At 70.6% G+C, this 19,201-nt stretch carries 23 protein-coding genes and 1 pseudogene; all 24 read right to left on the bottom strand.

Annotated features, from left to right (window positions below; genetic code table 11):
- Positions 1-1,017: pseudogene (locus V1J52_RS22165) on the bottom strand (hypothetical protein); the annotation flags it as partial.
- Positions 1,018-1,130: 113 nt separating this feature from the next.
- Positions 1,131-4,814, bottom strand: coding sequence for a LamG domain-containing protein (locus V1J52_RS22170; protein WP_330141715.1), 3,684 nt, complete (start codon positions 4,812-4,814; stop codon positions 1,131-1,133).
- Positions 4,815-4,891: 77 nt separating this feature from the next.
- Positions 4,892-6,439, bottom strand: coding sequence for an FG-GAP repeat domain-containing protein (locus tag V1J52_RS22175; protein ID WP_330141716.1), 1,548 nt, complete (start codon positions 6,437-6,439; stop codon positions 4,892-4,894).
- A gap of 177 nt (positions 6,440-6,616) precedes the next feature.
- On the bottom strand, positions 6,617-7,462 hold the full coding sequence (gene truA / locus V1J52_RS22180) for a tRNA pseudouridine(38-40) synthase TruA (protein WP_330141717.1): 846 nt from the start codon (positions 7,460-7,462) through the stop codon (positions 6,617-6,619).
- 79 nt (positions 7,463-7,541) lie between these two features.
- On the bottom strand, positions 7,542-8,093 hold the full coding sequence (gene rplQ / locus V1J52_RS22185; RefSeq protein ID WP_330141718.1) for a 50S ribosomal protein L17: 552 nt from the start codon (positions 8,091-8,093) through the stop codon (positions 7,542-7,544).
- 100 nt (positions 8,094-8,193) lie between these two features.
- Entirely contained in the window at positions 8,194-9,216 is a 1,023-nt protein-coding gene (locus V1J52_RS22190; RefSeq protein ID WP_219047459.1) for a DNA-directed RNA polymerase subunit alpha, read from the bottom strand.
- Positions 9,217-9,358: 142 nt separating this feature from the next.
- Positions 9,359-9,985 (bottom strand): 30S ribosomal protein S4, encoded by a 627-nt coding sequence (rpsD, locus tag V1J52_RS22195; RefSeq protein ID WP_330141719.1) that lies wholly within the window; start codon positions 9,983-9,985, stop codon positions 9,359-9,361.
- Positions 9,986-10,011: 26 nt separating this feature from the next.
- The gene (gene rpsK / locus V1J52_RS22200; protein WP_028427781.1) at positions 10,012-10,416 is read right to left on the bottom strand and encodes a 30S ribosomal protein S11; all 405 of its coding nucleotides are present in this window, start codon (positions 10,414-10,416) and stop codon (positions 10,012-10,014) included.
- Between the two features lie 66 nt (positions 10,417-10,482).
- A complete protein-coding gene (gene rpsM, locus V1J52_RS22205) occupies positions 10,483-10,863 on the bottom strand; it encodes a 30S ribosomal protein S13 (protein WP_330141720.1) in 381 nt (126 codons plus the stop codon).
- Positions 10,864-11,054: 191 nt separating this feature from the next.
- Positions 11,055-11,168 (bottom strand): 50S ribosomal protein L36, encoded by a 114-nt coding sequence (rpmJ, locus tag V1J52_RS22210; RefSeq protein WP_003956441.1) that lies wholly within the window; start codon positions 11,166-11,168, stop codon positions 11,055-11,057.
- A gap of 58 nt (positions 11,169-11,226) precedes the next feature.
- The gene (gene infA, locus V1J52_RS22215) at positions 11,227-11,448 is read right to left on the bottom strand and encodes a translation initiation factor IF-1 (protein ID WP_003948620.1); all 222 of its coding nucleotides are present in this window, start codon (positions 11,446-11,448) and stop codon (positions 11,227-11,229) included.
- A gap of 147 nt (positions 11,449-11,595) precedes the next feature.
- On the bottom strand, positions 11,596-12,441 hold the full coding sequence (gene map / locus V1J52_RS22220) for a type I methionyl aminopeptidase (protein ID WP_330141721.1): 846 nt from the start codon (positions 12,439-12,441) through the stop codon (positions 11,596-11,598).
- A 173-nt stretch (positions 12,442-12,614) separates the two neighbouring features.
- A complete protein-coding gene (locus tag V1J52_RS22225) occupies positions 12,615-13,262 on the bottom strand; it encodes an adenylate kinase (protein ID WP_330141722.1) in 648 nt (215 codons plus the stop codon).
- Positions 13,262-14,575: a preprotein translocase subunit SecY gene (gene secY, locus V1J52_RS22230; RefSeq protein ID WP_330141723.1), complete on the bottom strand. Its 1,314-nt coding sequence runs from the start codon at positions 14,573-14,575 to the stop codon at positions 13,262-13,264. The genes V1J52_RS22225 and secY overlap by 1 nt, the downstream gene beginning before the upstream one ends.
- 215 nt (positions 14,576-14,790) lie before the next feature.
- Complete coding sequence (rplO, locus tag V1J52_RS22235; RefSeq protein WP_330141724.1) at positions 14,791-15,255, bottom strand: 50S ribosomal protein L15; 465 nt, start codon at positions 15,253-15,255, stop codon at positions 14,791-14,793.
- A 1-nt stretch (position 15,256) separates the two neighbouring features.
- Entirely contained in the window at positions 15,257-15,439 is a 183-nt protein-coding gene (rpmD, locus tag V1J52_RS22240; RefSeq protein ID WP_330141725.1) for a 50S ribosomal protein L30, read from the bottom strand.
- On the bottom strand, positions 15,439-16,044 hold the full coding sequence (rpsE, locus tag V1J52_RS22245) for a 30S ribosomal protein S5 (RefSeq protein ID WP_265949817.1): 606 nt from the start codon (positions 16,042-16,044) through the stop codon (positions 15,439-15,441). The genes rpmD and rpsE overlap by 1 nt, the downstream gene beginning before the upstream one ends.
- 43 nt (positions 16,045-16,087) lie before the next feature.
- On the bottom strand, positions 16,088-16,471 hold the full coding sequence (gene rplR / locus V1J52_RS22250) for a 50S ribosomal protein L18 (RefSeq protein WP_330141726.1): 384 nt from the start codon (positions 16,469-16,471) through the stop codon (positions 16,088-16,090).
- A 3-nt stretch (positions 16,472-16,474) separates the two neighbouring features.
- Positions 16,475-17,014 (bottom strand): 50S ribosomal protein L6, encoded by a 540-nt coding sequence (rplF, locus tag V1J52_RS22255; RefSeq protein ID WP_330141727.1) that lies wholly within the window; start codon positions 17,012-17,014, stop codon positions 16,475-16,477.
- Positions 17,015-17,037: 23 nt separating this feature from the next.
- The gene (rpsH, locus tag V1J52_RS22260; RefSeq protein ID WP_191209734.1) at positions 17,038-17,436 is read right to left on the bottom strand and encodes a 30S ribosomal protein S8; all 399 of its coding nucleotides are present in this window, start codon (positions 17,434-17,436) and stop codon (positions 17,038-17,040) included.
- A 277-nt stretch (positions 17,437-17,713) separates the two neighbouring features.
- The gene (locus tag V1J52_RS22265) at positions 17,714-17,899 is read right to left on the bottom strand and encodes a type Z 30S ribosomal protein S14 (protein WP_003956452.1); all 186 of its coding nucleotides are present in this window, start codon (positions 17,897-17,899) and stop codon (positions 17,714-17,716) included.
- A gap of 2 nt (positions 17,900-17,901) precedes the next feature.
- Positions 17,902-18,474, bottom strand: coding sequence for a 50S ribosomal protein L5 (rplE, locus tag V1J52_RS22270; RefSeq protein WP_330141729.1), 573 nt, complete (start codon positions 18,472-18,474; stop codon positions 17,902-17,904).
- Positions 18,474-18,797 (bottom strand): 50S ribosomal protein L24, encoded by a 324-nt coding sequence (gene rplX / locus V1J52_RS22275; protein ID WP_330141730.1) that lies wholly within the window; start codon positions 18,795-18,797, stop codon positions 18,474-18,476. Before rplX ends, rplE begins: the two co-directional genes overlap by 1 nt.
- 2 nt (positions 18,798-18,799) lie before the next feature.
- Complete coding sequence (rplN, locus tag V1J52_RS22280; protein WP_003998823.1) at positions 18,800-19,168, bottom strand: 50S ribosomal protein L14; 369 nt, start codon at positions 19,166-19,168, stop codon at positions 18,800-18,802.
- Positions 19,169-19,201: the final 33 nt, after the last annotated feature.

Raw genomic sequence — 19,201 nt, forward strand, 5'->3', positions numbered from 1 at the left:
CGAACCCTGATTGTTCGTCGTGGAGGTACGCCCGTCCACACCCTGCGAGGAGTAGCTCAGCCCGATCTGCGGCGTGAGACCGCCCGGGGTCGGCACCGTCCGGAACGGATAGCTCCAGGAGAACCCGCCCGAGGACGTGGCCACGCTCCAGCTCGCGGACGGAGCGAGCGGGGTCGCCTTGTAGTCGCCCTGCGCAGAGGAGTCACCCGCCTGGACGGCGACGAGCGGGGCCGCCTCGCCCGTCTGCGGGGTGACACCGCGCGGCTGCGGGAGGGCGTCGACCTGCGCGGTGACGGTGCCCCGGGCCGGGTCGTTCTCCGTCTCCAGCGGCTCGGGGAGCTGGGGACACGCCGCGCTGCCGGGGGGCGCGGTGGTGGCGCACGCCGGAAGCTGGACGAGACGCAGCCGGGCGCCGTAGCCACCGCCGTACGCCTCGGCGAACGCGCTGTAGTCGACGGTCAGTTCGACCTTCGCTGGGGTGTCGCCGCCGTCGGCGCGCTGCACCTTCAGGAGCGCGGCGCTGCCGAGGCCGCGGGCACGGTCGCGGTCGAGCGCGGAGACGCGGACCTTCTCCGGCGCGGCCCCGGCTGCGGCGGGCGCGGCCCCGGCATCCCCGGTACCGCGCGTGCTCCGCGCCGCCGCCCCGGCCCGGCCGTCGGGCTCCGGCGGGGCCGTGACGGTGACGGGCAGCCCGCCGACGTCGGCCACCGTGGCCTTCCGCCCGTGCGCGGCGACCGGCAGCGCGGTGCTGCCGGGCTCCGGCCAGGCGGCCTCGTCCAGCAGCTTCACCGCCGCCGCGCGGGCCGGGTCGGCGCCGCGCGGTGCGGCCTTCGCGTCGGTGCCCCGGACCGGGTCGCCGAGGTCCCGCACGCCGGGACGGTCCGTCCCGGCCGCCCGGTCGAGCGGTACCGCCTGGACCGTGCCCGCCGACACGGCCAGGCCCAGACCGAGCACGAGCGTGGTCACGACCCGGCGTGGCAGCCGCCGGTTCAGCAATCGTCCTCTGAAGGACTTCACAGATGTCTCCCCGTTCAAGGGTTCGGCATGTGCACAGAGAGTGGTCGGAAAAGGGAAAAGAGGGGCGGGTGGCGCCGTCCCGCGCGGTGCGGGACGGCGCCACCCGCCGTACGTCACAGCTCGGGCTGCGTGGCGAGCTGCGCCATCCGCCGCACGGTGACCGGATCGGCCGCGCCCCGGTAGGCGCGGACCTCGTCCACGGCACCGGCGAAGTACCGGCTCCCGCCGTCCATCGCCGAACGCCCCACCTGGAGGCCGCCGGTGGCCTTCCACAGCGTGTCGTCCGCGGCGTGCGCCGTGGCGGCGAGCTGACCCTCGACGTACAGGCGCAGGTGGTTCGCGAACGCGTCGTAGACGACCGCGAGGTGCTGTCCGGAGCCGCCGGTGTCCGGCAGTTCCTGGTCGTCGGTCACGGTGGTGACCTCCGCCCCGGCGGCGTCCTCCCGCGCCACGGCCAGCTCCCACTGACCGGTGGACGCCTGGTACCGCACCGCGAACCGGTCGGCACCGGTGCCCGGCAGCGAGAGGACGGTCTGCGTCCGCTCCGGGTCCAGCGCGGTCAGCTGCGCCCGCACGGCGACGGTGAAGCTGGAGTCACCGCCGACCGGCGGCGCCGCGGTGGCCGCGTGGTCGCCTGCGCCGTCCAGCTCCAGGTGCCCGTCGCCCACCAGCGCCGCGATGTCGAACAGCGGGTCGGCCGGGCGGTAGACGGACGCGTCACCGGCCAGGGTCAGCGGCTGGCCGCCCGCGTGGACGTTGGCCGAGACGCCGCCGGGCGCCTCCTCCAGCGGCCAGTAGCCGGTGCGCTCCGGCCGGACGGTCAGCAGCTCCGCGACCTGGGCCGCGGGCAGCACCCGGTCGAAGGCCCGGACCTCGGCGAGGTCACCGTGGAAGTGGTCGCGGTAGCCGCTCTTGGCGAGCGTGCGGCCGATCTGGAGGGCGCCGTGCGAGGTCCAGTGCGAACGCCGCTTGGCCGTCCCCTTGAGCTGGTCGTTGACGTAGATCCGCAGCTCGGGACCGCCGGACGCGTGCGCGTCGTAGACGCCGGTGAGCAGCACCCACTGGTCGGCCACGGCGGTCACGCCCGCGGTCGCCGTCCAGTGCCCGAGCGTGTTCACGTCCGTTACCGGGACGGAGAACGCCCAGCTCCCCGCGGCGGCGTCGTAGCCCAGGACGAAGCCGGGCTCGCCGGTGCCGTCCTGGCTGACGACGGCCATGCTGCGGTCCAGGGACGCCGGGCGCACCCACGCGCTGACGCTGTAGCTCCCGTCGGTGTCCAGCACCGTGTTCTGGGCGTCGAGGTAGGCGTCCGCGGTGCCGTCCAGCCGGGCGGCGGCGTCCGCGGTGCCGCCGGGTCCCGGCACGCCGAACCGCACGGCCGGGCCTGCGGTGGCCGGGTTCTTGCCGGACTCGTCGTGGGCGTCGGTGGTGCCCGGCTCGTCGCCGAGGTTCCACTGTCCGGCGGCCGGCAGGCCGTCGGTCACCAGGAACTCGTACTGCGCCCGGGTGCTGGAGTTGTCCGCCTTGTCGTACGCCTCGACGGTGACCCAGTGCGGGCCGGCCCTCATCGGCGTCCAGGTGACGGACGCCGGTCCGCCGGGCGTTTCGGCGGCCACCGTCTTCTCGGGGGCGCCGTCGAAGGAGTAGCGGTACTCCACGACGTCCTCGTCGCTGATGGCGTCGTCGGGGTCCGGGGCGAAGGTGAAGGTGCCCGTCGTGCCGACGCCGTGGTGCCACACCTCGTCGTCGGGGTACTGCTCGGAGGTCACGGCCGGGGCGCCGGGCCGGGAGGCGTCGTAGACGAACTCGCAGCGCTGCGGGTCACCGGCCCAGCTCCAGTCGCCCCAGGCGTCACCGTCGTAGGCGCGGGCGCTCCAGTAGACGACGGTGTTCTGCGGAATGGAGTCCCGCACGTCGTGGGTGAAGACCGTGCCGGAGTTCGGCGCCTTGTAGGCGGTGTCGTAGGTGTACGCCTGCGCGGCGCCGGCGCTGTCGGTCCACTCGACCTTGAACTGCATCTTCACCTTGTCCGTGCGGGACGAGGTGTGGTCGGGGTCGCGGGCCTCGGCGCGGAGCTGCGGCGGCTCCTCGGTGTAGGGGCGCCCGGCTCCCCAGGTGCACTTGCCGCCCGGGTTGGAGGACATCAGCCGGTGGTCCACCTGCCGGGGCGGGTTGTTGTAGCTCACCGACAGGTAGGTGTTGCCGCAGACGCGCTTCCACTCGCCGAACCGGCCCTCGTCCTCGGCCCGCAGGCCCAGCGACAGGGAGTTCCAGCCGCCGTCGGCCGCCGCGCGCACCTCGCTGGTCAGCTCGCCGCCCTCGAAGTGCAGGTTCGCCTGGCTGGAACAGGACGTCGGGGAGATCTTCTTGTCCACCGTCATCAGGTAGTCCGACCAGTCGTCCTTGGTGTTGCCCCAGTCGCTGGACGAGGTGATCGTGCGGTTCTTGCCGCCGATGCGGTACAGCCGGATCGGTTCCGCCTTCGCGTCGGCCCAGTACACGTGGTTGAGGCGGGCGGAGAAGGTGGCCTTCAGGATCTGCTTGCCCTTGTAGAAGGACACCGGCATCGTGTAGAGCAGCCGCCGCACGCCGACGCCGTTGCAGGAGACCGGGTTGTAGTCGGTGGGGCAGCGGCCCACCCCGGCGCTGCCGGAGTACTTCCAGTCCTGCTCCGAGGGCATGCCGGACATCACGCCGGTCCACGCGGAGCGGGACGTCGTCTTCTGGACGGGGTCGATGACCACGGGGAAGACGGTGTCCTCGCCGGTCAGCAGCTCCTCGTCGGGGACGAGGGTGAGCGCGTGCGGCGCCACCTCGATGTCCACCGGCGCCGTCCGTCCGCCGCCGCCCGGCCCGGCCAGCCCGGCGTCCCCGGGGGCCGGCGGCTCCGTGCCCGGTTCGCCGGACGCGGGCGGAGCGGCCTGGAGGGCGGCCGTGCGCACGGCGGAGCGGTGCCCCTGCGGGGCCGCGCCGCCGTCCGCCGCCTGGTCCGCGTCCTGGCCGCCGGCGCGTTCGGTGACGGCCGCCGAGTCCCACATGACCGGCCGCGCGGCCTCGAAGACGGTGCCGCCCACGGCGGTGTCCACGGCGCGCAGGGCGCCCGCGTCCGTCTCCTCCAGCCGCAGCCCCTCGGTGCGCAGGCCCAGTTCGACGCTGGCCAGGGCCGGGTTGCGGGCCGCCTCGGGCGTCTTGACGACGAGCAGGTGCCCGAGCCCGTCCACCTCGGCGCGGGCCACCAGGTCCACGCCCGGCAGCACCTCGGCGTACGTCGCCGTGTCACCCTCGACGTGCGGCTCGGGCAGCGCACCGCCCGGCCAGGTCAGGGCGTACTCGCGGCCCGCCTTGCGCATGCGCGCGAAGGGGCCGTCGCCGCCGCCGGAGAACTCCAGCTCGACGGTGGCGGCCTTCGGCGACCAGCCGCCGTCGGAGCGCCGCACGAGGGTGTCGTCCACCGGCACCCAGGCGCCGTCCTTCACGGTGCGCACCGGCTCGGTGTGCTCGACCGCCGTGAACGAGCCGTCCGGGTTCGCGAACACCTCCCGGCGCTCCTGCCGCAGCGCCGCCACCTCGACCCGCTCGCCGCTCGCGGCCGCGGCCGCCTGTGCCTGGTCCTCCGACTGGCGCACCCGCTCGGCGGGGTCCGGGCCGGCGGCGGGCGCGGCGGTCGCCGCCGCGTCCGCCGCGGGCTGCGGCTGTGCCGGAAGGGTGGCGCCCAGCACACCCAGCGCGGTGACGGCCACCGCCGCCGCGCGCAGCGTCACGGTCCGGCCCGTGCGCCGTCGTTGCCTCGCGGACACGTCCGCACTCCCCCGTCGTTCGGATCTGCTCCGGTTCCTGCCGCCGCTCGCGCCGGTCGGCCCGCCCGCGGTGCCCGTCACCGGACCACCGCGCCGAACGCCGTGTGGTCCGCGGGAATTCCGCCCTCACCCGGCCGCCAGGACGACACGGCGGCCGTGCCGCCGGACGTGAGGTTCCGCCACGGCACGCCGTACACGCCGTGCGCGTCGGCGGGGCCGTAGGGCACGCCGACGTACAGCCGCCCGGCGGTGGCGGCCAGGCTGGTGCCGACGTACTCGCCGGGCCCGTAACCGCCGGGCACCCCGTGCATGCCCTTCTCCAGCCAGACGTCCGCGCTGCCGGGCTCCCCGGCCATCGGGAAGACCTGCACCGCGCCGGCGTCCGCCGCCTCACCCAGGTCCTCGCCGGGGATGCCGACGGCCAGCAGCACGGTGTCCGCCGTGCTCACGGCGGACGGCGCGGTGTTGACGGCGGTCAGGTGCTGGCCGAAGTAGTCGCCGTCCTCGCCGACGCCCGTGACGGCCGCGTAGGACTGGTGGATGTCGGCCTGCTGCCGGACGGTGCCCGAGGCCGTCACCTCCAGGACCACGACGCGGCCCGCGTCCTCACCGGTGGTCAGGTCCTCGCCGGGCACGCCGACGGCGACGAGGGTGTGGTTCGCGCTCGACGCGCCGGAGGGGCGGTAGGGGACGGCGGCGAGCGACGCGGCGAACTGGTCACCGGTCTCGGCCAGGCCGTTGATGCCGGGGGCGTCCTGGTGGACTCCGGCGACGGGGGCGGGAATGCCGTCCCCGTTGAGGGTGTGGCGGTGGAGCTGCATGCCGCCGGAGAACGTCTCGGCGCCGATGGCCTCGCCCGGGTTCCCGATGGCGAGGTGGTGCGGCGAGGCGGCGATCGCGTAGCCGAAGCGGTCGTCCCGCTCCGCGACCCCGGACACCCCGGGCGTCTCCTGGTTGATCGCCCGGTTGACGCTGCCGCGCAGGTAGTGGACGCCGCCCGCGTCGGCCACGGCGCCCAGGTCCTCGCCGGGCACGCCGATGACCAGGTACGGCTCGCCTGAGGCGGTGTGCCCGGCCGCGAGGGAGTAACCGAGCCAGTCCCCCGGCTCGTAGGTGGCGCTGGCCAGGCTGCCGGAGCCCTTGCCCTGGAGGTACTCCGTCACCTTGGGGCCGGTGTTCAGCCCGCCGGGCGCGCCGTGCAGCACGTGGACGAGGCCCGCGTCGGCCTTGTCCTCCAGGTCCTCGTAGGGGATGCCGACGACGAGGTCGCTGCACCCGTCCCGGTTGGCGTCGTACACGGCCAGCGCGTGCCCGTAGCGGTCGCCCGCCTCGGAGGCGCCGGGCACGCCCTCGGAGTCCTGGGAGATCGCGGTGGTGCCCTTGCCGCCGCCGTAGACGATCCGGACCAGGCCCGCCTCCGCCCGCCCGGAGACGGTCGCCTCCGGGTCGGCGATGGCGACGTCGGTCACGCCGTCACCGTTGAAGTCCGACGCGGCTCCGGCCTGACAGCCCGCGACGGCGTGGGCGGAGGAGCCGCCCACCACCCCCAGGGAGAGCGCGCACAAGGCCACCGACACCGCGGTGGCCAAGGGCGCGCGAAGGGCCCTGCCTCTTCGCTTTCGCACCCGACTTCCTCCGATTCGCACGTCTGGTCGACGTGCATCCTTACGGAGAATTGATTAGTCGACAAACTCGCATGCCGGACTTGCCAGGTGATGGGTGGTCACATCTCCGTCACAATCCGGGGAGGCGGCGGGAAGGTCCCGGACAGAACCGGTGGAGGGACAGTGACGGGGCGTCGGCTAACAGCCGGTCAGCAACGTGCGCAGGTTGCGGGACTCCGCGTTCCGGGCGGCCAGACCGGCCGCGTCCGGGTAGCCGACCTCCTCCAGCGTCAGCCCGTGCGGCCGGACCACGTGCACGGCCGAGTCCCGCACGCCCCCCGCCAGCACCCGCGCGGGCCACTGCGGCGGCCGGTGCCCGTCCCCCACGAACAGCATCGCGCCGACGAGCGCGCGCACCATGTTGTGGCAGAAGGCGTCCGCCCGCACCGTCGCCTCCAGCACGCCGTCCGCGTGCCGCTCCCACGACAGCTCCTGGAGGGTGCGGATGGTGGTGGCCCCCTCGCGCCGCTTGCAGTAGGCGGCGAAGTCGTGCTCACCGAGCAGCAGCCGCGCGGCGGCGTTCATCGCGTCCACGTCCAGCGGCCAGTTGTGCCACAGCACGTGGCCGCGCCGCAGCGGGTCCGCGCCGCCGGGGTGGTCGGTGACCCGGTACGCGTACCGGCGCCACACCGCCGAGAACCGGGCGTTGAAGTGCTCGGGTGCGCGGGACACCCGGTGGACGCGCACGTCCATGGGCAGCCGCCCGGCCAGCCGGCGCAGCAGCCGCTCCCCGTGGGCGTCCCACACCTCCTGCGGCAGGTCCACGTGGGCGACCTGCCCGCGGGCGTGCACGCCCGCGTCCGTCCGCCCGGCGACGGTCAGCTCCAGCGGGCCGGGCGAGCGGGTGACGACCCGCAGGGCGTCCTGGATCTCGCCCTGCACGGTGCGGCGGCCGCGCTGGACGGCCCAGCCGGAGAAGTCCCTGCCGTCGTAGGACAGGTCCAGACGGACCCGGACGTGTCCGGGCGCGGGGGCGTCGGTCATGCGCTCATTCTCCCTCGGGATGCGGAACGGGCCCGCCCCCCGTGCGGGGAGCGGGCCCGTTGCCGAGGGGCGGGGAGGCTCACGCCTCCTTGGACTCCTCGGTGTCCTCGGCCGCGGCGTCGTCCTTCTTCAGGGACGCGGCGGGGGCCTCGGCCTGCTCGGCCTCGGTCTCCGTGGCCTCGGTGCCCTTCGCCTCGGTGTTCCTCGCCTCGGCGTCCTTGGCGGTGCGCTTCGTCGCCGCCTCGGCCTCACCGACAGCCTGCTGCTGCACGGTCAGGGCCTCCACCAGCTCGATGACCGCCATCGGGGCGTTGTCGCCACGGCGGTTGCCGATCTTGGTGATCCGGGTGTAGCCGCCCGGGCGGTTCTCGTAGCGCGGGCCGATCTCGGTGAAGAGGGTGTGCACGACGCTCTTGTCGGTGATCGTGCGCATGACCTGGCGACGGTTGTGCAGGTCGCCCTTCTTCGCCTTGGTGATCAGGCGCTCCGCGACCGGACGCAGGCGGCGGGCCTTCGCCTCGGTCGTGGTGATGCGGCCGTGCTCGAAGAGGCTGGTGGCGAGGTTCGCCAGCATGGCCTTCTGGTGCGCGGCGCTGCCGCCCAGACGGGCACCCTTGGTGGGCTGCGGCATGGTGTCTCTCCTTGGTGTCTGCACCGGCCGTATCAGGTACCGGCGTCAGTGTCCGTACGGGCTCGTGCCCGCCGGAGCCCGGGGGCGGACCCCCGGAGGATCAGTACTGCTCGGTCTCGACGAAGCCCTGGTCGGCGTCGTCGTCCGCGCCGTACGCGTCGGCGGCGGCGGTCGGGTCGAATCCGGGCGGGCTGTCCTTGAGCGCCAGGCCCATGCCGTGCAGCTTGGCCTTGACCTCGTCGATGGACTTCGCGCCGAAGTTGCGGATGTCGAGCAGGTCCGCCTCGGAGCGGGCCACCAGCTCGCCCACCGAGTGGATGCCCTCGCGCTTGAGGCAGTTGTAGGAGCGGACCGTCAGCTCCAGCTCCTCGATCGGCAGGGCCAGGTCCGCGGCGAGCGCGGCGTCCGTCGGGGACGGGCCCATGTCGATGCCCTCGGCGTCGACGTTCAGCTCGCGCGCCAGGCCGAACAGCTCGACCAGGGTCTTGCCCGCGGACGCGACGGCGTCACGGGGGCGCATGGACTCCTTGGTCTCGACGTCGACGATCAGCTTGTCGAAGTCGGTGCGCTGCTCGACACGGGTCGCCTCGACCTTGTAGGTGACCTTGAGCACCGGGCTGTAGATGGAGTCGACCGGGATGCGGCCGATCTCCTGGCCCGCCGCCTTGTTCTGCACGGCGGAGACGTAGCCGCGGCCGCGCTCGACCGTCAGCTCCATCTCCAGCTTGCCCTTGCCGTTGAGCGTGGCGAGGACGAGGTCGGGGTTGTGCACCTCGACACCGGCCGGCGGCGCGATGTCCGCCGCGGTGACCAGGCCGGGGCCCTGCTTGCGCAGGTACATCACGACCGGCTCGTCGTGCTCGGAGGAGACGACGAGCTGCTTGATGTTGAGGATGAGGTCGGTGACGTCCTCCTTGACGCCCGGCACGGTGGTGAACTCGTGCAGGACGCCGTCGATCCGGATGCTCGTCACGGCGGCACCGGGGATCGAGGAGAGGAGCGTGCGACGCAGGGAGTTGCCGAGGGTGTAGCCGAAGCCCGGCTCCAGCGGCTCGATCACGAACCGGGAGCGGAACTCGTCGACGACCTCTTCGGTCAGGGAAGGACGCTGAGCGATCAGCATGGGATGGTGCCTCCAGTCTTCGGCAACCGCTATTTGATGCCGGACCTTCCGGACGGCTTCGAGCCCGCCCGGACCTGCTACTGCAAGGGTACGGGCGGACCGCCGCGAACGCGGCCGTCCGCCCGTACCGTGAGCCGACCCGTTACTTCGAGTACAGCTCGACGATCAGCTGCTCCTGCACCTGGGTGTCGATCACCTGGCGCTCGGGCAGGCTGTGCACGAGGACCCGCAGCTTGGAGGGGATGGCCTCCAGCCACGCCGGGACGGTCCTGTCCCCGGCCTCGGCCACGGCCACCTGGAACGGGGTCATGGTCCGGGACGACGCGCGGACCTCGACGATGTCGTTCACGGTGACCCGCGCCGAGGGGATGTCCGTCTTGCGCCCGTTGACCATGATGTGGCCGTGCCGGACGAGCTGACGGGCGTGGTCGCGGGACTTGGCGAAGCCGGCCCGGTAGACCACGTTGTCCAGACGGGTCTCCAGGATGCGCAGCAGGTTCTCACCGGTCTTGCCGGACTTCCTGTTGGCCTCGTTGTAGTACCCGCGGAACTGCTTCTCGAGGACACCGTAGATCCGCGCGCACTTCTGCTTCTCACGCTTCTGGAGCAGGTACTCGCTGTCCTTGGTGCGCCCGCGTCCGTGCTCACCCGGGGGGTAAGGACGGATCTCGATCGGGCACTTCGCGCTCTCGCACTTAGCTCCCTTGAGGAAGAGCTTCTGCTTCTCCCGACGGCAACGCTTGCAGTCGGCCCCGGTGTAACGCGCCATTGTCTCGTGTCTCCTGTTTCAGCTGGTCAGACGCGGCGGCGCTTCGGAGGGCGGCAGCCGTTGTGCGGGGTCGGGGTGACGTCCTGGATGGACCCGACCTCAAGGCCGGTGGCCTGGAGCGAGCGGATCGCGGTCTCACGGCCGGAGCCGGGACCCTTGACGAACACGTCGACCTTGCGCATCCCGTGCTCCTGCGCGCGGCGGGCGGCCGACTCGGCGGCCATCTGCGCGGCGTAGGGGGTGGACTTGCGCGAGCCCTTGAAGCCCACGTGACCGGCCGAAGCCCAGGAGATCACGTTGCCGGTGGGGTCGGTGATGGAAACGATGGTGTTGTTGAACGTGCTCTTGATGTGAGCGTGCCCGTGGGCGACGTTCTTCTTCTCCTTGCGGCGCACCTTCTTGGCGCCGGCCGTACGGCCCTTCGGAGGCATAGAGGTCTACTCCCGTGGAGGTGGTCGGTCCTGCAACTCGGACCGCTGGAAAGCGTCCGGTGCGGACTACTTCTTGCCCGGCTTCTTCTTGCCGGCGATGGCGCGACGCGGGCCCTTGCGGGTGCGGGCGTTGGTCTTGGTGCGCTGACCGCGGACCGGCAGGCCGCGGCGGTGACGCAGACCCTGGTAGTTGCCGATCTCGACCTTGCGGCGGATGTCCGCCTGGATCTCCCGGCGGAGGTCACCCTCGGTGCGGATGTTGGCCTCGACGTACTCGCGGAGCTGGACCAGCTCCTCTTCCGAGAGGTCGCGGACGCGGGTGTCGGGGCTGACGCCGGTCGCCGCCAGCGTCTCCTTCGACAGGCTGCGGCCGATGCCGAACACGTAGGTGAGAGCGACCTCCACGCGCTTGTCGCGCGGGAGGTCAACGCCTTCGAGGCGTGCCATGGATGTGGCTCCTGAGGTATGTCACGGAGGTCTTCCGCAGCACCGTTCCCGTACGGCGCGAGGCGCCTACGAGCCGGGTCCCCGGCCTCCGACCGGGGGTGTCGTCCCCACACTGGACGCGGGGGGTCGGGTGACTGCGTATCTGTGTTCGCGTGCGTCGCGCGAAGGTACTGCGAGGTGCAGGTCGTGCGTCAGCCCTGGCGCTGCTTGTGGCGCAGGTTGTCGCAGATGACCATGACCCGGCCGTGGCGGCGGATCACCTTGCACTTGTCGCAGATCTTCTTGACGCTCGGCTTGACCTTCATGGGATTGAGGTTCTCCGGGTCAGGCCACCACCCCACGTGAGCAGGGTGAAGGCTCGATCTACTTGTAGCGGTAGACGATCCGTCCACGCGTCAGGTCGTAGGGAGACAGCTCCACCACGACCCGGTCGTCGGGAAGGATACGGATGTAGTGCATCCGCATCTTGCCGCTGATGTGCGCGAGGACCTGGTGGCCGTTCTGCAGCTCCACCTTGAACATCGCGTTCGGCAGAGACTCGACGACAGTGCCCTCGATCTCGATGGCCCCTTGTTTTTTGGCCATGCTTGAGCGCTTCACCTTCCGGGATCGGCTACCTGTGATCGGTCCCGGGCATACGGGTACACCAGGACCGACGAGCCAGTCTACGGCACAGACCACCGAAAGGTGAAATCGGGGGGATCGAATGATTCTCCCCCGCCCCCAAGATCGTTAACCGAGCGGATCGGGGGCGGCCTGCACCCCGTACTCCGCGAGCTTCGCCCGGCCCCCGTCGGGCGCGGTCAGCACCAGCGGTCCCTGCTCCGTGAGCGCCACCGAGTGCTCCCAGTGGCAGGACCAGCTGCCGTCGTCCGTCTTGACCGTCCAGTCGTCCTCCAGCACGTGCGTGCTGGCGCTGCCCAGCGAGACCATCGGCTCGATCGCCAGGCACATGCCCGTGGTGAGCTTCGGGTTGTGCCGCCCGACCAGGCGGCGGCGGTCGACGTAGTTCAGCAGGTGCGGGTCCATGTGCATCTGGCTGCCGATGCCGTGGCCGCCGTAGTCCTCGATGATCCCGTACCGCCCGCCGGACGGGCGCGGCTGGCGGCGGATGTAGCCCTCGATCGCACGCGAGATCTCCACCAGCCGCTTGCCCTTGCGGAAGGCGGCGATCCCCGCCCACAGCGACTCCTCGGTGATCCGGCTCAGCTCCCGCAGCTCCGGGGAGTGCCCCTCCCCCACGAAGACGGTGATCGCGGCGTCCCCGTGCCAGCCGTCGATGATCGCGCCGGCGTCGACGGAGAGGATGTCACCCGACCGCAGCACCGTCTCCCGGTCGGGGATGCCGTGCACGACGACGTCGTTGACCGAGGTGCAGATGTTGCCGGGGAAGCCCCCGTAGCCGAGGAAGTTCGGCTTGGCCCCGTGGTCCGCCAGCACCTTGGCGGCGACCTCGTCCAGGTCCTTGGTGGTGGCGCCGGGGACGGCGGCCTCCGCGCACGCGCGGTGCATGGCGGCGACCACCAGCCCCGCCGCGCGCATCTTCGCGATCTGGTCGGGGGTCTTGATCTCCACCATTGCGGCTGACGCCTTCCTGCTCGTGCGGGGGAACACGGGCCGCTGCGGCCCACCCCACCACCATACGGCCAGCCCCGCCCCGCACGGCTCCCGCCGTTGCCCCGGGAGCACGCACGGCGAGGGGCCGCGGCGTTCCGGTCGGAACGCCGCGGCCCCCCGGGGAACCGGTGCTGCTACGGCTTCAGCGCGGCCAGGGCGCGCTCGGTGACGTCGGCGACGGCACCCAGCGCCGACAGCGTCGTCACGAGGCCCTGCGCCTTGTAGTAGTCGATGATCGGCTCGGTCTCGCTGTGGTAGACCTCCAGCCGCTTGCGCACCGTCTCCTCACGGTCGTCGTCCCGCTGGTACAGCTCGCCGCCGCACACGTCGCACACGCCCTCGGCCTTCGGCGGGGTGTACTCGACGTGGAAGATGTGGCTGCTGTCGTTGCGGCACATGCGGCGGCCCGCGATGCGCTTGACGACCTCGTCCTCGGGGACCTCCAGGTCGAGCACGGAGTCCAGCGAGAGACCGGCGGCGCGCAGGATGTCGTCCAGCGCCTCGGCCTGGGCCAGGTTGCGGGGGAAGCCGTCGAGCAGGAAGCCCTCGGCTGCGTCCGCCTGCTCCATCCGGGCCTTGGCCATGCCGATCGTGATCTCGTCGGGTACCAGGTCCCCGGCGCGCATGAACTCCTGCGCCCGGCGGCCCAGCTCCGTGCCCTGGCTGATGTTGGCTCGGAACAGGTCTCCCGTGGAGATGTGCGGGATTCCGAGGTTCTTGGCGAGCAACGCGGCCTGCGTGCCCTTGCCCGCCCCAGGCGGCCCAACGAGGACGATACGCATCAGCGGAGGAACCCTTCGTAGTTGCGCTGCTGGAGCTGGCTCTCGATCTGCTTCACGGTCTCCAGGCCGACACCCACGATGATGAGGATGCTGGTGCCGCCGAACGGGAAGTTCTGATCCGCGTTGAACGCGACGAGCGCAACGGTGGGCACGAGGGCGATCAGACCGAGGTAGATCGACCCGGGCCACGTGATGCGGTTCAGTACGTAACTCAGATACTCCGCCGTGGGGCGACCGGCCCGGATGCCCGGGATGAAGCCACCATACTTCTTCATGTTGTCTGCAACTTCTTCGGGGTTGAAGGAGATGGCGACGTAGAAGAAGGCGAAGAACACGATCATGAGGAAGTACGTGCCGATGTAGATGGGCGAACTCTGCTGCTGCAGGTTCTGCCGCACCCAGTCCGCCCAGCCCGCCTGCGAGTTGCTGAACTGGATGACCAGCGCGGGGATGTACAGCAGCGAGGAGGCGAAGATGACGGGGATCACGCCCGCCTGGTTCACCTTGAGCGGGATGTAGGTCGACGTGCCGCCGTAGGAGCGGCGTCCGATCATCCGCTTCGCGTACTGCACCGGGATGCGGCGCTGGGCCTGCTCCACGAAGACGACCAGCCCGACCATCGCCAGGCCGCAGACGATCACGGTGCCGAACTCGATCCAGCCGTCGGCCAGCTCGCCCTGCTGCTTGATCGCCCACAGCGAGCCGGGGAAGCCGGCGGCGATGGAGACGAACATCAGGATGGACATGCCGTTGCCGATGCCGCGGTCGGTGATCAGCTCACCGAGCCACATGATGAGCGTGGTGCCCGCGGTCATGACGACGACCATCATCACGGTGGTGTAGAGCGAGTCGTCGGGGACGATCTGGTCCGCCAGCTGACAGCCGGAGAACAGGGTGCCGCTGCGGGCGGTCGCCACCAGGCCGGTGGCCTGGAGCACCGCGAGCGCGACGGTCAGGTAGCGGGTGTACTGGGTGATCTTCGCCTGTCCGGACTGGCCCTCCTTCTTCAGGGCCTCCAGACGTGGGATGACCACGACCAGGAGCTGCAGGATGATGCTCGCCGTGATGTACGGCATGATCCCGAGCGCGAAGATGGTGACCTGCATCAGTGCGCCGCCGCTGAACATGTTCACCAGGCCGAACAGGCCGGTGTTGCTCTGGGCTTGGTCCATGCAGAACTGGACGTTCTCATAGCTGACACCCGGTACCGGGACGTGGGCCCCCAACCGGAAGAGCACCATGATGCCCAGCGTGAACAGCAGCTTCTTGCGCAGGTCGGGCGTCTTGAACGCCCGGGCGAACGCGCTGAGCACGGTACCTCCTGCGACCCCCCGCACTGACGCGCGGTAGGTGACGGTCTGTGTAAGGACGGATATCTACGGTGGTGGAACCTGCCGTACCACACGCGCAGCACGGCGCGTGCTGGTGGGCATTGCCCGCCACCTTACCGGCGGGACACCCACCGGTGGAACGACCAACCGGGGATGCCCGTTCCTGGGCATCCCCGGTTGGTGTCACGCCAGCATGCTCAGCCGAGCTCGTTGACGCTGCCGCCGGCGGCGGTGATCTTGTCCCGGGCGGAGCCGGAGACGGCGTCCACCGTCACCGTCAGCGCCACGGAGACCTCGCCGGCGCCGAGCACCTTGACGAGACTGTTCTTGCGCACGGCACCCTTGGCGACCAGGTCGTCCTTGGTGACCTCGCCACCCTCGGGGTAGAGGGAGGCGAGCTTGTCCAGGTTGACCACCTGGTACTCGGTGCGGAACGGGTTCTTGAAGCCCTTGAGCTTGGGCAGCCGCATGTGCAGCGGCATCTGCCCGCCCTCGAAGCGCTCCGGGACCTGGTAACGGGCCTTGGTGCCCTTGGTGCCACGGCCCGCCGTCTTGCCCTTGGACGCCTCACCACGACCCACGCGGGTCTTGGTGGTCTTCGCGCCCGGAGCCGGACGGAGGTTGTGGACCTTCAGCGGCTTCTCTGCCGGAGAACCAGCCATCTCAGTCGACCTCCTCGACCGTCACGAGGTGGCGCACGGTGTGCACCATGCCGCGCACCTCGGGGCGGTCCGCCTTGACGACCACGTCGCGGACGCGCTTGAGACCGAGGGTCCGCAGCGTCTCACGGTGGTTCTGCTTCGTGCCGATCACGGAACGGGTCTGAGTGATCTTGAGCTGAGCCATTACGCGCTCACCCCGGCACGGGCCCGCAGCAGGGCGGCGGGCGCGACGTCCTCCAGCGGCAGGCCACGGCGGGCGGCGATCTCCTCGGGGCGCTGAAGGCCCCGCAGAGCGGCCACCGTGGCGTGCACGATGTTGATCGGGTTGGACGAGCCGAGCGACTTGCTCAGCACGTCGTGGATGCCCGCGCACTCCAGCACGGCGCGCACCGGGCCACCGGCGATCACACCGGTACCGGGCGAGGCCGGCTTGAGCAGCACGACACCGGCCGCCTCCTCACCCTGGATGGGGTGCGGGATGGTGCCCTGGATGCGGGGGACCTTGAAGAAGTGCTTCTTGGCCTCCTCAACGCCCTTGGCGATGGCGGCCGGCACCTCCTTGGCCTTGCCGTATCCGACGCCCACGGTGCCGTCACCGTCGCCCACCACGACCAGCGCGGTGAAGCTGAAGCGACGACCACCCTTCACGACCTTGGCGACGCGGTTGATCGCGACGACGCGCTCGACGTACGCGGTCTTCTCGGCGGCGGCGCCGCCGTCCCGCCGGTCCTTACGGTCCCGCCGCTCGCCGCCACCGGCGCCGCCACCGCGGCGCTGGGGTCCAGCCATTGGAATTACCTCTCTCTTTGCGTCCGCTAGCTACGGAACCGGCTCAGAACTTGAGCCCGGCCTCGCGGGCGGCGTCAGCCAGGGCAGCGATGCGCCCGGCGTACTTGTTGCCACCGCGGTCGAACACGACGGTCTCGACGCCCGCGGCCTTCGCACGCTCGGCGACCAGTGCGCCGACCTGCTTGGCCTGGGCGCTCTTGTCACCCTCGGCGCCACGGATGGAGGTGTCCATCGACGAGGCGGAGGCCACCGTGTGGCCCGCGACGTCGTCGATGACCTGCGCCACCATGTGCCGGTTGGACCGCGTCACGACCAGGCGCGGACGCTCGGGCGTGCCGTTGACCTTCTTGCGGATGCGGATGTGACGCCGCTTCGTGGCAGCGCGCTTGTAAGCGTCACCCTTGGCGATCTTCACGCCGTATGCCATGGCTTACTTACCAGCCTTTCCGACCTTGCGGCGGATGACTTCGCCCTCGTACTTGACGCCCTTGGCCTTGTACGGGTCGGGCTTCCGCAGCTTGCGGATGTTGGCCGCGACCTCGCCGACCTTCTGCTTGTCGATGCCCTGAACCGAGAAACGGGTCGGGGACTCCACCGCGAAGGAGATGCCTTCGGGGGCTTCGACGAGCACCGGGTGGCTGTAACCGAGCGCGAACTCCAGGTTGGAGCCCTTCGCCTGGACGCGGTAACCCACACCGCTGATTTCGAGCTTCTTCACGTAGCCCTCGGTCACGCCAGTGATCATGTTCGCCACCAGCGTGCGGGACAGGCCGTGCAGGGCCTTGTTCCGGCTCTCGTCGTTCGGGCGGGAGACGACAACAGCGCCGTCCTCACCCTTGGCGACCTCGATGGGCGCCGCGACGGTGTGCGAGAGAGAACCCTTGGGGCCCTTCACTGCGACCGTACGGCCATCGATGGTGACGTCCACACCGGCGGGAACCTGAATGGGGAGCTTGCCGATTCGCGACATGGCTTTTCCTCCGTTCCCTTCCGTTACCAGACGTAGGCGAGGACTTCCCCGCCCACGCCCTTCTTGCCGGCCTGCTTGTCGGTGAGGAGACCGTGCGACGTGGAGATGATCGCCACGCCCAGGCCGCCGAGCACCTTCGGCAGGTTGGTGGACTTTGCGTAGACCCGCAGACCCGGCTTGCTGATCCGCTTGATGCCGGCGATCGAGCGCTCGCGGTTCGGGCCGAACTTCAGCTCCAGGACGAGGGACTTGCCCACCGGGGCGTCCTCGACCTTCCAGCCGGTGATGTAGCCCTCCTGCTGGAGGATCTCCGCGATGTGCGACTTGATCTTGCTGTGCGGCATCTCGACGGTGTCGTGGTACGCCGAGTTCGCGTTCCGCAGACGTGTCAGCATGTCTGCGATCGGATCGGTCATGGTCATGTGATGGCCTTCGGCCTCTCTCGCCGGGGTTTCCTGTCTGCGCCATCCCTCTCCCCGCTCGTGGCGGGACGGGTGCGGCGCGGGGACCTACGGCGTAGTAAGCGACTGTTGGCGGGCGGAGTGCCCGCGGCGGTCGTGGGCGGCGGGGCCCAAGCACCCAAGCCTAGGGCATGGGGCAGGAATCCTGCCGTCCAGGATGCTTACCGAGAGTCCTGGTGGGGCCCGCCGACCGCCCGGCCGTGCCCCGCGGGGCACGGTCCGGACAGGCGGTGCGGGTTTACCAGGAGCTCTTGGTCACGCCCGGCAGCTCGCCGCGGTGCGCCATCTCACGAAGGCACACACGGCACAGGCCGAACTTGCGGTAGACGGAGTGCGGACGGCCGCACCGCTGGCAGCGGGTGTACGCGCGCACACCGAACTTCGGCTTGCGTGCGGCCTTGGCGATCAGAGCCTTCTTCGCCATGATCAGTTCTCCTTGAACGGGAAGCCGAGGTGACGCAGCAGGGCGCGGCCCTCCGCGTCGTTGGTCGCCGTGGTCACCACGGTGATGTCCATGCCCCGGACCCGGTCGATCTTGTCCTGGTCGATCTCGTGGAACATGACCTGCTCCGTGAGACCGAAGGTGTAGTTCCCGCGCCCGTCGAACTGCTTCGGGGACAGCCCGCGGAAGTCGCGGATGCGCGGCAGCGCGAGCGACAGCAGGCGGTCGAGGAACTCCCACATCCGGTCGCCACGCAGGGTCACGTGGGCACCGATCGGCTGGCCCTCGCGCAGCTTGAACTGCGCGATGGACTTGCGGGCCTTGGTCACGGCCGGCTTCTGGCCGGTGATCGTGGCGAGGTCGCGGATGGCGCCCTCGATCAGCTTGGAGTCGCGGGCGGCGTCGCCCACACCCATGTTGACCACGATCTTGGTCAGCCCGGGGATCTGCATGACGTTCTCGTACTGGAACTCGTCACGCAGCTTGCCCTGGATCTCACCCCGGTAGCGCTGCTTGAGGCGCGGGAGGCCCGCGGCGTGCTCAGTGGTGGCAGTCATCAGATGTCCTCACCGGTCCGCTTGGCAACGCGGATCTTGTTGCCGTCCTCGTCGAAGCGGTAGCCGACGCGCGTGACGACCTTCTTGCCGTCCTTCTCCACGACGAGCTGCACGTTGCTCACGTGGACGGGGGCCTCGGTCGTCACGATGCCGCCGGTCTTCGAACCGCGGGCGGTCTGGCCGGCCTTGGTGTGCTTCTTGACCCGGTTGACACCCTCGACCAGGACGCGGTTCTCGCGGGGGTAGGCCACGATGACCTTGCCCTGCTTGCCCTTGTCCTTGCCGGTGATGACCTGAACCAGGTCGCCCTTCTTGATCTTCATGCTCACAGCACCTCCGGCGCGAGCGAGATGATCTTCATGAACTTCTTCTCGCGCAGTTCACGGCCCACCGGGCCGAAGATTCGGGTGCCGCGGGGGTCGCCGTCGTTCTTGAGGATGACGGCGGCGTTCTCGTCGAAACGGATGTACGAGCCGTCGGGGCGGCGACGCTCCTTGACGGTGCGCACGATGACCGCCTTGACGACGTCACCCTTCTTCACGTTGCCACCGGGGATCGCGTCCTTGACGGTGGCGACGATGACGTCCCCGATACCCGCGTAGCGGCGACCCGAGCCGCCGAGCACACGGATGCAAAGGATTTCCTTCGCACCCGTGTTGTCGGCGACACGAAGTCGCGACTCCTGCTGGATCACGTCTATCTCCTGATCGTCTGCCGGTTCCCGGCG

The organism is Streptomyces solitudinis (genome assembly GCF_036323765.1).
Classification (GTDB): Bacteria; Actinomycetota; Actinomycetes; order Streptomycetales; family Streptomycetaceae; genus Streptomyces.

Coding starts and splice junctions, on each gene's coding strand:
- truA (WP_330141717.1), bottom strand. CDS start 7,462: ATGACCGACGCCCCCGCGCCCGGACACGTCCGGGTCCGTCTGGACCTG.
- rplQ (WP_330141718.1), bottom strand. CDS start 8,093: ATGCCGCAGCCCACCAAGGGTGCCCGTCTGGGCGGCAGCGCCGCGCAC.
- V1J52_RS22190 (WP_219047459.1), bottom strand. CDS start 9,216: ATGCTGATCGCTCAGCGTCCTTCCCTGACCGAAGAGGTCGTCGACGAG.
- rpsD (WP_330141719.1), bottom strand. CDS start 9,985: ATGGCGCGTTACACCGGGGCCGACTGCAAGCGTTGCCGTCGGGAGAAG.
- rpsK (WP_028427781.1), bottom strand. CDS start 10,416: ATGCCTCCGAAGGGCCGTACGGCCGGCGCCAAGAAGGTGCGCCGCAAG.
- rpsM (WP_330141720.1), bottom strand. CDS start 10,863: ATGGCACGCCTCGAAGGCGTTGACCTCCCGCGCGACAAGCGCGTGGAG.
- rpmJ (WP_003956441.1), bottom strand. CDS start 11,168: ATGAAGGTCAAGCCGAGCGTCAAGAAGATCTGCGACAAGTGCAAGGTG.
- infA (WP_003948620.1), bottom strand. CDS start 11,448: ATGGCCAAAAAACAAGGGGCCATCGAGATCGAGGGCACTGTCGTCGAG.
- map (WP_330141721.1), bottom strand. CDS start 12,441: ATGGTGGAGATCAAGACCCCCGACCAGATCGCGAAGATGCGCGCGGCG.
- V1J52_RS22225 (WP_330141722.1), bottom strand. CDS start 13,262: ATGCGTATCGTCCTCGTTGGGCCGCCTGGGGCGGGCAAGGGCACGCAG.
- rplO (WP_330141724.1), bottom strand. CDS start 15,255: ATGGCTGGTTCTCCGGCAGAGAAGCCGCTGAAGGTCCACAACCTCCGT.
- rpmD (WP_330141725.1), bottom strand. CDS start 15,439: ATGGCTCAGCTCAAGATCACTCAGACCCGTTCCGTGATCGGCACGAAG.
- rpsE (WP_265949817.1), bottom strand. CDS start 16,044: ATGGCTGGACCCCAGCGCCGCGGTGGCGGCGCCGGTGGCGGCGAGCGG.
- rplR (WP_330141726.1), bottom strand. CDS start 16,471: ATGGCATACGGCGTGAAGATCGCCAAGGGTGACGCTTACAAGCGCGCT.
- rplF (WP_330141727.1), bottom strand. CDS start 17,014: ATGTCGCGAATCGGCAAGCTCCCCATTCAGGTTCCCGCCGGTGTGGAC.
- rpsH (WP_191209734.1), bottom strand. CDS start 17,436: ATGACCATGACCGATCCGATCGCAGACATGCTGACACGTCTGCGGAAC.
- V1J52_RS22265 (WP_003956452.1), bottom strand. CDS start 17,899: ATGGCGAAGAAGGCTCTGATCGCCAAGGCCGCACGCAAGCCGAAGTTC.
- rplE (WP_330141729.1), bottom strand. CDS start 18,474: ATGACTGCCACCACTGAGCACGCCGCGGGCCTCCCGCGCCTCAAGCAG.
- rplX (WP_330141730.1), bottom strand. CDS start 18,797: ATGAAGATCAAGAAGGGCGACCTGGTTCAGGTCATCACCGGCAAGGAC.